General features: G+C 69.1%; 11 protein-coding genes. All 11 read left to right on the forward strand.

Going from position 1 to position 11,947, the window contains the following annotated elements:
- Nucleotides 1-92 precede the first annotated feature (92 nt).
- Complete coding sequence (locus ACXAID_RS15650; protein ID WP_475023138.1) at nt 93-1,127, forward strand: LacI family DNA-binding transcriptional regulator; 1,035 nt, start codon at nt 93-95, stop codon at nt 1,125-1,127.
- A 116-nt stretch (nt 1,128-1,243) separates the two neighbouring features.
- A complete protein-coding gene (locus ACXAID_RS15655) occupies nt 1,244-2,554 on the forward strand; it encodes an extracellular solute-binding protein (protein WP_475023128.1) in 1,311 nt (436 codons plus the stop codon).
- The gene (locus ACXAID_RS15660; RefSeq protein ID WP_475023129.1) at nt 2,551-3,483 is read left to right on the forward strand and encodes a carbohydrate ABC transporter permease; all 933 of its coding nucleotides are present in this window, start codon (nt 2,551-2,553) and stop codon (nt 3,481-3,483) included. The genes ACXAID_RS15655 and ACXAID_RS15660 overlap by 4 nt, the downstream gene beginning before the upstream one ends.
- Entirely contained in the window at nt 3,480-4,313 is an 834-nt protein-coding gene (locus tag ACXAID_RS15665; RefSeq protein ID WP_475023130.1) for a carbohydrate ABC transporter permease, read from the forward strand. The genes ACXAID_RS15660 and ACXAID_RS15665 overlap by 4 nt, the downstream gene beginning before the upstream one ends.
- 4 nt (nt 4,314-4,317) lie before the next feature.
- Complete coding sequence (locus ACXAID_RS15670) at nt 4,318-5,556, forward strand: ABC transporter ATP-binding protein (RefSeq protein ID WP_475023131.1); 1,239 nt, start codon at nt 4,318-4,320, stop codon at nt 5,554-5,556.
- A 30-nt stretch (nt 5,557-5,586) separates the two neighbouring features.
- Nucleotides 5,587-6,909, forward strand: coding sequence for a DUF4032 domain-containing protein (locus tag ACXAID_RS15675; RefSeq protein ID WP_475023132.1), 1,323 nt, complete (start codon nt 5,587-5,589; stop codon nt 6,907-6,909).
- A 71-nt stretch (nt 6,910-6,980) separates the two neighbouring features.
- Complete coding sequence (locus ACXAID_RS15680; RefSeq protein WP_475023133.1) at nt 6,981-7,388, forward strand: TOBE domain-containing protein; 408 nt, start codon at nt 6,981-6,983, stop codon at nt 7,386-7,388.
- A gap of 38 nt (nt 7,389-7,426) precedes the next feature.
- Entirely contained in the window at nt 7,427-8,164 is a 738-nt protein-coding gene (gene modA, locus ACXAID_RS15685) for a molybdate ABC transporter substrate-binding protein (RefSeq protein WP_475023139.1), read from the forward strand.
- Complete coding sequence (locus ACXAID_RS15690) at nt 8,161-8,970, forward strand: ABC transporter permease (RefSeq protein ID WP_475023134.1); 810 nt, start codon at nt 8,161-8,163, stop codon at nt 8,968-8,970. The genes modA and ACXAID_RS15690 overlap by 4 nt, the downstream gene beginning before the upstream one ends.
- The gene (locus ACXAID_RS15695; RefSeq protein ID WP_475023135.1) at nt 8,967-10,046 is read left to right on the forward strand and encodes a sulfate/molybdate ABC transporter ATP-binding protein; all 1,080 of its coding nucleotides are present in this window, start codon (nt 8,967-8,969) and stop codon (nt 10,044-10,046) included. The genes ACXAID_RS15690 and ACXAID_RS15695 overlap by 4 nt, the downstream gene beginning before the upstream one ends.
- 144 nt (nt 10,047-10,190) lie before the next feature.
- On the forward strand, nt 10,191-11,947 hold a 1,757-nt coding region (locus ACXAID_RS15700; RefSeq protein WP_475023136.1), incomplete at its 3' end, for a diguanylate cyclase domain-containing protein.

Here is an 11,947-nt window from a genome sequence, read left to right on the forward strand (position 1 = left end):
CGTTTGCGGCACAAGAGTCGGGCAAAAGCAGCATTGTGTCAAACCTCTGGCCATAGACGTAAATACTTACGTTGGGTTAACCTCGGCACTTGATGATTCCCAGGCAGACGGTCAACATGACCGACGTCGCGCGCCGGTCGGGGGTGTCGATCGCGTCGGTGTCGCGCGCGTTGCGCGGCGAACCCGGAGTCTCCCCGGCCACCCGCGACCGCATCCTGTCCGCGGCGCGCGACCTGGCCTATGTGGTCTCCCCCGAGGCGTCGCGGCTGTCCGGCGGCCCCACCGGCCGCGTCGGCGTCGTCGTCCCGCGTATCGACGCCTGGTTCTACTCCACCGTTCTGGCCGGGATCGCCGGTGAGTTCGACACTGTCGGTGTCGATCTCGTGCTCTGCACACTGCCCGACTCACCCGCTCGGCACCGCTTCTTCGAAGCACTTCCGCTGCGGCGCAAGGTCGACGCGGTGATCGTGGTCTCGGTCCCGCTGACCACCAGGGAACGCACCCGCCTCGACCAACTCGGTGTCCCGACGGTGCTCGTCGGCGGCCACCAGCGTCCCGCCGGGCAACCCTGGGTCGGCATCGACGACGAGCTGGCCGCACAGCAGGCCGTCGGACACCTGCTGCGGATCGGCCATCGTGACGTCGCGATGATCCAGGCGGTCGACGACGAGGGCACCCCGTGGGCAGCCGACCAAGCCAGAATCCGGGGCTTCCATCGGCAGATGGGCGAGGCCGGCCTGACCGACCCCTCGGTGGTGCGCGTGCCGTGGGGCATCGACGGGGGCGCGCACGGCATGGAGACGCTGCTCAGCGACCCCCAGTTGCCCACCGCGGTCTTCTGCCATTCCGACGAGATCGCCCTCGGCGCACTGCGCACCCTGCGCAGATCAGGAATCGCCGTCCCGCAACAGGTCTCGGTGATCGGGGTGGATGACCACCCGTCGGCGGAACTGAGCGACCTGACCACGGTGGCCCAACCCGTCCGCGAACAGGGCCGCATTGCGGCGCGTCTGGTGCTCGGCGACCTCGAAGGTGGGGGCCCCGGCATCGATTCCGTCGTCACGCCGGCGGTGACGACGCTGCCGACCCGATTGGTGATCCGCGGCTCCACCGCCCCGCCGCGCTGACACCGCTGCCCCAACAGACCTGTGAGGTGTGACACACTCATCGGCGTACCGAATGTGGGAGTTCGAGGCTTCATCCGGGCTGGGACTGCACATCTGGCTTCGACGACGAGGACGTGATGAGACGAATACAGTTCGCCCGAGGGCGACGGCGCCGCGCGATCGCGCTGGCCAGCGCGCCTCTCCTGGCGGCAACGCTGTTGTCCGCCTGCGGGAGCCAGGGTGGCCCTCCGACGCTCACGTGGTACATCCTGCCCGACAACGGCGGCTCGGAGGCGCGGGCCCAGCAATGCCAGGACGCCTCCGGCGGCGCCTATCAGGTCCGCATCGAACCGCTGCCCAGCACCGCCACCGCTCAGCGGGAGCAGATGGTGCGCCGGTTGGCCGCCCGTGACTCCTCCATCGACCTGGTCAGCCTCGACGTGGTGTTCACCGCCGAGTTCGCCAACGCCGGGTTCCTGCGACCGTTCAGCCCCGAGGAGACCAGCCGGCTGACCGCCGGCATGCTCCCGGCTCCGGTGCAGACCGGGATGTGGGACGACCAGCTGTTCGGCGCTCCCTACAAGACCAACACCCAGTTGCTCTGGTACCGCAAGTCACTGGCCGAGGCCGCGGGCGTGGACCCGACCAGCCCGACCTTCACCTGGGACGAGATGTTCAAAGCCGCTGTGGGGCAGGACAAGAAGATCGCGGTACAGGCCCAGCGGTACGAGGGCTACATGGTGTGGATCAACGCGCTGGTGCTCTCCGGCGGCGGCCAGGTGCTGCAGGACGTCGAGGCCGGGCGCGATGCCACCCCGTCGATGGCCAGCCCGGCCGGCGACAAGGCCGCCGAGATCGTCGGAACGCTGGCCCGGTCTTCCGCCGCGCCGGCCGACCTGTCCAACGCCGCCGAGGAACAGGCCCGCGCCACCTTCCAGTCCGACGCCGGCATGTTCATGCTCAACTGGCCCTACGTGCTGGCCGCCGCGCGCGGCGCCGCCGAGGAGGGCACCCTCGACCAGGCCGTCGTCGACGACATCGGCTGGGCCCGCTACCCCCGGGTCTCGCCCGACCGCCCGAGCGCGCCGCCGCTGGGCGGGGCCAACCTCGGTGTGGGTGCGTACTCCGAGCACCCCGACCTCGCCGTCGACCTCGTCGAGTGCATCAACGCGCTCCCCAAGGCCACCCAGTACATGCTCGACGAGGGCGAACCGTCGCCGTACGCCGCCTCCTACGACGACCCCACCATCCGGGCCGAGTACGAGAACGCCGATCTGATCCGCGAATCCATCGCCGAGGGCGGACCGCGACCGTTGACCCCGTTCTATACCGACATCTCCGGAGCGATCCAGCTGACCTGGCATCCGCCGTCCTCGGTGACCGAGCAAACCCCGGAAAGGACCGACGAATTCATGGCTGACGTGCTCGCCGGGAGGCGCTTGCTATGACCACGCTGGACAGCCCGCCGGTGCAGAAGGACCCCGGCAAGGCGGCACTCAGTGAACGGGCCCGCGGAGAGCGGCGCCTCGGGGTCTACCTGACGCTCCCGTCCTACGTGGTGATGCTGCTCGTCACCGCCTATCCGCTGGGTTACGCCCTGGTGTTGTCGCTGTACAACTTCCGCCTGACCGACCCGGGCGGTCGCAGCTTCGTCGGCCTGAGCAACTACCTGGTGATCCTCACCGACCCGGTGTGGTGGAACGACTTCGTGACCACCGCGGCGATCACGGTCATCACCGTCGCCATCGAGTTGGTGCTCGGGCTGTGGTTCGCCTTCGTGATGCTGCGCATCATCCGGGGCCGCGGTCCGCTGCGCACCGCGATCCTGATCCCGTACGGCATCGTCACGGTGGTCTCGGCATTCATCTGGCGCTACGCGTTCGCCATCGACTCCGGGTTCGTCAACCAATGGCTGAACCTGACCGGCTTCGACTGGTTCGGCGACCGCTGGTCGGCCATCTTCGTCATCTGCCTGTCCGAGATCTGGAAGACCACACCGTTCATCTCGCTGCTGCTGCTCGCGGGCCTGGTCCAGGTTCCCGAGGACATGCAGGAAGCCGCCAAGGTCGACGGCGCCACCGCCTGGCAGCGGCTGTGGAAGATCACGCTGCCGAACATGAAGGCCGCCATCATGGTGGCCCTGCTGTTCCGCACGCTCGACGCCTGGCGGATCTTCGACAACCCGTACGTGATGACCGCAGGCGCCAACAACACCGAGCCGATCTCGTTCCTGGCCTACCGGCAGAACGTCACGCTGGTGAACCTCGGGATGGGTTCTGCGGTCTCGGTGCTGTTGTTCCTCACCGTCGTGGCGATCGCGTGGATCTTCATCAAGGTCTTCCGAACCGACCTCTCGCAAGTCAGGGGTGACCAGTGAACAGCGCCAAGAACACCAAGTGGTGGACGATCGCGGGCATCGTCATCGTCATCTACAGCTTCTTCCCGGTGCTGTGGATGATCAGCCTCGCCTTCAAGCCGCCGTCGGACATCGTGTCGCGGGACCCACAGTTCCTGCCGAGTTCGTTCACGCTGGACAACTTCGCCCAGATCTTCAGCGAACCGTTGTTCACCCGCGCGCTGATCAACTCCATCGGAATCGCACTGATCGCCACGGCGATCTCGGTGGTCATCGCGATGTTCGCCGCGTACGCCATCGCCCGGCTGGAGTTCCCCGGCAAGAAGGTGCTGTTGTCACTGGCCCTGGCCATCGCGATGTTCCCCCAGGCGGCACTGGTGGGTCCGCTGTTCGACATGTGGCGGGGTCTGGGTATCTACGACACCTGGCTGGGCCTGATCATCCCCTACCTGACGTTCGCGCTGCCGCTGTCGATCTGGACGCTCTCGGCGTTCTTCCGTCAGATCCCCTGGGAGATGGAACATGCCGCGCAGGTCGACGGCGCCACCCAGTGGCAGGCGTTCCGCAAGGTGATCATCCCGCTGGCCGCGCCGGGGGTGTTCACCACCGCCATCCTGACGTTCTTCTTCTGCTGGAACGACTTCTTGTTCGCGATCTCGCTGACCTCGACCGACAGCGCCCGCACGGTGCCGGCGGCGTTGGCGTTCTTCCAGGGCGCCTCGTATTTCGAGTCGCCCGTGCCCTACATCATGGCTGCGTCGGTGATCGTCACGATCCCCGTCGTCATCCTGGTTCTCATCTTCCAGCGGCGCATCGTCGCCGGTCTGACCTCCGGAGCAGTGAAGGGATAACCCCATGGCAGCAATAACGATGCGCAATATCGTCAAGAAGTACGGAGACGGCTACCCGGCCGTCAACGACGTCAGCCTCGACATCGCCGACGGCGAGTTCATGATCCTGGTGGGTCCGTCGGGCTGCGGGAAGTCCACGCTGCTGCGGATGATCGTCGGGTTGGAGGACATCACCTCCGGCGACCTGATGATCGGTGACACGCGGGTCAACGACAAGGCCCCCCGCGACCGCAACCTGGCGATGGTGTTCCAGAACTACGCGCTCTACCCGCACCTGTCGGTGTTCGAGAACATCGCGTTCCCACTGCGTTTGTCGGGCAAGCTCTCCGACGAGGAGATCCGCAAGCGGGTCACCGAGGCCGCCGACACCCTCGAACTCGGCGAACACCTCGACCGCAAGCCGGCCAACCTGTCCGGCGGCCAGCGCCAGCGCGTCGCGATGGGCCGGGCCATCGTCCGGCAGGCCGACGCGTTCCTGTTCGACGAGCCGCTGAGCAACCTCGACGCCAAACTGCGCGGCCAGATGCGCACCGAGATCCTGCGGCTGCAACGCCGGCTCGGGGTGACGACCGTCTACGTCACCCACGACCAGACCGAGGCCATGACCCTCGGTGACCGGGTCGCGGTGCTGAAAAAGGGTGTGCTGCAACAGGTGGCGAGCCCACGCGAGCTCTACGATCAGCCGGTCAATCTGTTCGTGGCCGGGTTCATCGGCTCGCCGCCGATGAACTTCGTGCCTGCGCGGGTGCGCGGGGACCAACTCGAGTTGCCGTTCGCCACCGTCCCGATGCGCGATGAGTGGCGCGCCGCCCTCAGTGACGGTCAGGACGGTGCGGTGTACATCGCCGGCATCCGCCCCGGTGCGTTCGAGGACGCGGAGTTCGTCGACGGCGACAAGCGTTCCCGCGGGGTCACTTTCGATGTCACGATCGACGTCACCGAGTGGCTCGGCAACGAGCAGTACGCGTTCGTGCCGTTCGAGGCTGCCGCCGAGATCTCCGGGCAGCTCGCCGAGCTCGCCAAGGACCTCGACAGCGAGCAGCTGCGCAGCCAGATCTGTGTGGAGCTGGATCCGATGAGCCGGGTGAATTCGGGAGACGAGGCCACCCTGTGGCTCGATGCCCAGCGACTGCACCTGTTCGATCCGCACACCGGCGACAACCTCACCCGGGTGGTCGACGAGCGCTCGCGCGAGGAGCGCGAACCCGAGAGCCGCGGACGCCACGCCGCGCCCACCGGCTGAGCCGAGGGACGGCACGGCAGGTTTCACCAGATGGCCGCCCCTGAACTGCGGTTGCGGGCGACCAGCCCGGGACTGCTGACGCTGCCGTGGGACCGACCGCTCGTCGAGTGGGCCCCGCCCGGCGTCGTGCTGCGTGAGCTCGCGGTCGGACCGAGCCGGCATCTGGTGCGGTTCGCCGAGTCCGACGGCGCGCTGTGGGCGCTCAAGGAACTCCCGCCCCGGATCGCGGCTCGCGAATACGCTGCGCTCGGCCGCCTCGAAGAGATGGGGCTCAACGCGGTCCGCCCGGCCGGGGTGGTGATGCAGCCGGATTTCGACAGCGCGATCCTGCTGACCCGCTATCTCGTCGGGTCGTGGCAGTACCGCCGGATGTTCATGCGGCTGCCCCCCGATGCACCCAAGCATCGGGCCCGGTTGTTCGACGCGATGGCCACGCTGCTGGTGGAGTTGCACCGGCACGGCGTGTTCTGGGGTGACTGCTCACTTGCCAACACGCTGTTCTCCCGGGACGGTCAGGTGTTGCAGGCGTTCCTGGTCGACGCCGAGACCAGCGAGATCCACCCGACCCTGTCCGACGGCCAGCGCGCCCACGACGTCGACATCACCGTGGAGAACGTCGCGGCCGGGCTGCTCGACGTGGCGGCCCATCTCGGCAGGCCCGACCTGCAGGCCGGGTTCATCACCGAGGCCCTGGAGATCCGCACCCGCTACGAGCGGCTGTGGGCGCTGCTGCACGCGGCGCCGACGTTCGGATTCGCCGACCGGTACCTCGTCGACGGCACCATCCGCAAGCTCAACGAGCTCGGCTTCGCCGTCGACGAAGTCTCACTGAACCCGGTGCACGACGGCGCCGACGAGCTCCGGCTGCACGTCGCGGTGGGTGATCGCCGCTATCACGCCGGCGCACTGCAGCGGCTGACCGGTCTGGATGTGGGCGAGGGGCAGGCCCGGATCCTGCTCGGCGACCTGCAGGCCTACCAGCGACAGCTGTGCCGGGAGGCCGGCCACGATGTCGACGAGCGGACCGCGGCGCAGCTGTGGGTGATGGAGGTCGCCACACCGATGATGCACCGCGCCCACGCCGCCGTCGGCGGCACCGGAAGCGCGATTCAGGCCTACTGCGACCTGCTCGAGGTGCGCTGGCTGCTCTCGGAGCGCGCGGGCCACGACGTCGGCACCGAGCGTGCGCTACAGGCACTGTCGCGCAACGTGGTGCCGGCGGAGTCGGCCGCCCAGCTGCTGGTGGTGGAGACCCCCACCGAACCGTTCTCGGTGCTCGACGACAACGACGAAGACGACGAAGACGACGAAGACGACGAAGACGACGAAGACGACGAAGACGACGACGGATAGACCCGCCAAGAATCCGTATCTGCGGAGTTTTTGATATCTTTGACCCGCATTCACGGACTTATGGGAGGGTCATGGTTCCCGCGATCCGGATCAGGGACGCGGCGGTGCTGCTCGGGGTCAGCGACGACACCGTGCGCCGCTGGATCGACGCCGGCACCCTGGCCTCGTTCAAGGACGAGTCGGGCCGCAAGGTCATCGCCGGCGAGGCGCTGGCCGAATTCGCCCGCGAGCAGGCCTGCCCGCCACCCGATCCGCTCGGTGTGGGCAGTTCGGCGCGCAACCGCTTCACCGGGCTGGTCACCAAGGTCACCGCGGACTCGGTGATGTGTGAGGTCCAGCTCCAGTGCGGTCCGTTCACGGTGGTGTCGCTGATGAGCTCGGAGTCCGCGCAGCAGCTGGGCCTGCGGCCGGGGGTCGTCGCCGTCGCGGTCGTCAAGGCCACCACCGTCATCGTCGAGACACCGGCGGGGACATCGTGACACGGCCGGCCGGCCGCACCGCGGCGTTGACCGTCGCGATGACGATCGCCGGCTGCTCGGCCGCCACCGAGCCCGCCCCGGCAGAGCAGACCGCCGCCCTCTCGGGCGACCTCACGGTCTACGCGGCGGCGTCACTGCGGCCGACCTTCACCGAACTGGGCGCCCGCTTCGAACACGATCATCCGTCGACGACGGTGACCTTCAACTTCGCCGGCTCCTCCAGTCTGGTCACCCAGCTCGCCCAGGGCGCCCCCGCCGACGTGTTCGCCTCGGCCGACACCGAGAACATGACCAAGGCGGTCGATGCCGGCGTGATCGCCGGGGAACCCGTCGAGTTCGCCACGAACGTGTTGACCATCGTCACCCCACCGGGCAACCCGAAGGCGATCGCGGACTTCGCCGACCTGGCCCAGCCGGGCCTCCAGCTGGTGGTGTGCGCACCTCAGGTGCCCTGCGGGTCGGCGACCGAGAAGCTGGAACGGTCCACCGGCGTGACCCTGTCCCCGGTGAGCGAGGAATCCAGCGTCACCGACGTGCTGGGCAAGGTCACCGCCGGACAGGCCGACGCGGGCCTGGTCTATGTCACCGACGCCGCCGACGCCGGTGACGACGTCACCGAGGTCGCGTTCGGCCAGTCCGCCGATGCCGTCAACACCTACCCCATCGCCGCCCTGTCCGAGTCGTCGAACCCCGCTGCCGCGCAGGCCTTCATCGATCTGGTCACCGGCCCACAGGGGCAGCAGGTCCTGGCCGCCGCCGGTTTCGCGGCACCGTGAGACGACGGCCGGCCCCGGGCCCGGTGCAGGTGGGGCTGCCCGCCTGGATCTACCTGCCCGCGTCGATCGGCGCGCTGTTCGTCGTCTTCCCGCTGTTCGCGATCCTGCTGAGCATCGATTGGGCGAACTTCGTCCCCCTCGTCACCTCCGAATCATCTCGTGCGGCGCTGTTTCTGAGTGTCAAGACCGCCGCGGCCAGCACCGCGGTGTGCGCCCTGCTGGGAATACCGATGGCGCTGGCGCTGGCCCGCGGCGAGTTCCCGGGTCGTTCGGTGCTGCGGGCGCTGGTCCTGCTGCCCCTGGTGCTGCCACCGGTCGTCGGGGGAATCGCGCTGCTGTACACGTTCGGCAGGCAGGGGCTGCTCGGCCAGCATCTGGAGGCGCTGGGCCTCCGGGTGGCGTTCTCGACGACGGCGGTGGTCCTCGCGCAGTCCTTCGTCTCGCTGCCTTTCCTGGTGGTCAGCCTCGAAGGGGCGCTGCGTTCGGTGGGCGCCGGCTACGAGCAGGTCGCGGCAACCCTGGGGGCGCGGCCGACCACGGTGCTGCGCACGGTGACGATGCCGATGGTGTTGCCCGGCCTGATCTCCGGCGCGGTGCTGGCGTTCGCCCGCTCACTCGGCGAGTTCGGTGCGACGCTGACCTTCGCCGGATCGCTGCAGGGCGTTACCCGCACGCTGCCGCTGGAGATCTATCTGCAGCGTGAGACCGACGCCGATGCCGCGGTCGCGTTGTCGCTGTTGCTCATCGTCGTAGCGGCGGCGATCGTGGTCGCCACCGCCGGCCGGCGACTGGCCGGGCCGCTGTGAGCGCCGTCCGGGTCCGTGCAACCTCGACGCAGCGGGGGGTGGACTTCGACATCGCACTCGACGCCGGCGAGGTCGTGGCCGTGCTCGGCCCCAACGGGGTCGGCAAGTCCACCCTGCTGATGATGATCGCCGGGCTGCTTCGCCCCGACCGCGGCCTCGTCGAGATCGGTGGGGAGCCCGTCACCGACACCGAACGCGACGTCTTCGTTGCGCCCCACGCCCGCGGGGTCGCGATGCTGGGTCAGCAGCCGCTGCTGTTTCCGCACCTGAGCGTCGCCGCCAACGTCGGCTACGGGCCACGCTGTGCGCGACGATCCCGATCGGCGGCCCGTGCCGCCGCGCGCTCCTGGCTGGATGCGGTCGGGCTCGCCGATCTCGCCGGTCGCAAACCCGCCCAGCTGTCCGGCGGCCAGGCCCAACGCGTCGCCCTGGCGCGCGCGCTGGCCGCCGAACCGCGGCTGCTGCTGCTCGACGAGCCGCTGTCCGCGCTCGACGTCACCGCGGCGCCGCCGATGCGCAGGTTGCTGCGTGCCATGTTGTCCGAGCAGCGCCGCACGGCGCTCATCGTGACCCACGACCTGCTCGACGCGTTGGCCGTCGCCGACAGCGTCGCTGTGATCGAGGGCGGCCGGGTGGTCGAGCGCGGTCCGGTCCGCCGGGTGCTGGCGGCACCGCGCAGCGATTTCGCAGCCCGGATCGCGGGCATCAACCTGGTCTCGGGGCGGATGTCGCGGCCCCGGGAGATCCGGACGAGCTGGGGCGCGACCATCGCCGGGGTCGGCGAGCTCCCGGTCGGCGCCGAGGCCGTGGCCCTGTGCCGGCCGGCTGCGGTCGCGGTCTACCCCCACCCGCCCGAGGGCAGCCCGCGCAACGTGATCCCGGTGACCATCGCCGGCCTGGATGCCCATGGACCGACGGTGCGGATTCGCGGCGCCGACCAACCCGACGGAAGCACCGGGCTGGCAGCCGACATCACCGCGGCCGCGGCGGCAGATCTCGATCTGGAACCGGGCCGGCGGGTGTACTTCGCGGTCAAGGCAAGCGAGGTCGAGATTCACCCGGCGCTGCCGGCATAGCCACCGCACTTCACCGAATCGGCAGGCCTGCGCACCGCGGCGGGATGATTGAGCTAGCGTCGTGCTCGACGCATCCGACGCGTGGGCGGCAATCGTCGCCGACGTCGCAGGTGCAAGAGCGCAGGATCTGTTTTGGGGGCCGCCGTGGCGACTGGTCGGGATCGGCCCTACCTGAAGCCCGCCTTCGCGGTGCCCCTGGGGCTGACCGCCGCGCTGGCGGTGGGGCTGGTCGCGGTCGGCAACAGCTACCCCGTCGTGCTCTTCGACAGTGCGCTGCTGCTCGGGTTGTCCGGCTACGCGACGATCTGCGCGACGCTGGCCGCGCGGCGGGCGCAGGGCCGGCTGCGCCGGGCCTGGACGGTGATGGCCGTCGCACTGGGCAACTGGGTGATCGGCGACGTGATCTGGATGTTCCACGACCTCGTGCTGCAGCGCACCCCGGTGCCCTCCCCGGCAGATTTCTTCTACGTGGCCTTCGGGCTGCTGGCCGCGGTCGCGATGACGCAGTTCGCCGCCGATTCGACCCGGCAGGCACGGCTACGGTTGCTGCTCGACGGGACGACCGTCGCGCTGTGCCTGCTGCTCCTGTTCTGGATCGTGGTCCTGCGCCACGCCTACGAGAGCTACCGAGAGGACCGCCTGGCACTCGGGCTGGCCGTTCTCTACCCCGTCGTCGACCTGATCGCCCTGGCGATCGCCATCGCAGTGCTGGTTCGGACCGACCGCTCCGAACGTCGCATGGTGGGTCTGCTCACCCTCGCGCTCGGTGTCCTGACGGTGGCCCAAGTCGTGTTCGTCTACCTGCTCATCTCGGGCACCTTCGAAGTCGGCATCCTGCTCGATGTCGTCTGGGCGACATCGCTGATCCTGTTCGCCGCGGCGGCTTTGCTCGGGCGCCAGGAGGCGCCGCCGCGACGCCCCGCCCTGGCGGTGCCGTCGCAGGTCTCGCTGTGGCTGCCCTACGTGCCGCTGTTGCTCGCCGGCACCATCGGCCCGCTGCTGGTGATGTCGAGCCTGGAGCGGTTCCTGGTGCCGCTGATCGTGGTCGCGGTGACGCTGCGCCAGTCGGTGGCGGCCTGGGAGAACCGGCGGTTGCTGGCCGCGGCCGCCGAGCAGGCACTGCGCGACCCGCTGACCGGACTGGCCAACCGCGCCCTGTTCTCCGACCGGCTTGCCCATGCGATGACCCTGCGCGCCCGCGACGACCGATCCGTGGCCGTGATCTCCCTCGACCTCGACGACTTCAAACTCGTCAACGACAGCCTGGGCCACCCCACCGCCGACACCCTGCTCATCGTCGCCGGCCACCGCATCGCCGACTGCATCCGCCCCGGCGACACCGTCGCCCGCGTCGGCGGAGACGAATTCGCGGTCCTGGTCGAAGGCCGCACCGACGACTCCCCCCTGATCGCCCAACGAATCCTGAACGCCTTCACCCAGCCCTTCGACATCGACCACCACGACATGCTCATCCACCCCAGCATCGGCCTGGCCACCGCCGCCCCCCACGAACCCGACCTCGACCCCGAAACCCTCGTCAAGCGCGCCGACATCGCCATGTACGCGGCCAAACGCTCCCGCTCGGCCCACGTCCACATCTTCACCGCCGACATGATGCTCGACCCCGATGCCGTCGCACGCGCCGAGACCACCGACCAACCCACCAGCGACGGCGCCGCCCAGATCCGCCTGCTCGGTGAACTGCGCCACGCCATCGACCAGCGCGACCTGACCATCGTCTACCAACCCAAAATCGACCTGCGCACCGGCCAACTCGCCGGCGTCGAAGCCCTACTGCGCTGGCCCCACCCCGACCTGGGCACCCTGAGCCCCGACACCTTCCTGCCCCTGGTCCGCCAACACGGCCTCATGCGCCCGGTCACCGACCTCGTCATCGACCA

It is taken from the genome of Mycobacterium sp. ABE4_509 (assembly GCF_056160785.1).

Bases quoted from the DNA above. Each gene is read 5' to 3' on its own strand.
- ACXAID_RS15680 (WP_475023133.1), top strand. From the start codon at position 6,981: ATGGTTCCCGCGATCCGGATCAGGGACGCGGCGGTGCTGCTCGGGGTC.
- modA (WP_475023139.1), top strand. From the start codon at position 7,427: ATGACGATCGCCGGCTGCTCGGCCGCCACCGAGCCCGCCCCGGCAGAG.
- ACXAID_RS15655 (WP_475023128.1), top strand. From the start codon at position 1,244: ATGAGACGAATACAGTTCGCCCGAGGGCGACGGCGCCGCGCGATCGCG.
- ACXAID_RS15660 (WP_475023129.1), top strand. From the start codon at position 2,551: ATGACCACGCTGGACAGCCCGCCGGTGCAGAAGGACCCCGGCAAGGCG.
- ACXAID_RS15670 (WP_475023131.1), top strand. From the start codon at position 4,318: ATGGCAGCAATAACGATGCGCAATATCGTCAAGAAGTACGGAGACGGC.
- ACXAID_RS15675 (WP_475023132.1), top strand. From the start codon at position 5,587: ATGGCCGCCCCTGAACTGCGGTTGCGGGCGACCAGCCCGGGACTGCTG.
- ACXAID_RS15650 (WP_475023138.1), top strand. From the start codon at position 93: ATGATTCCCAGGCAGACGGTCAACATGACCGACGTCGCGCGCCGGTCG.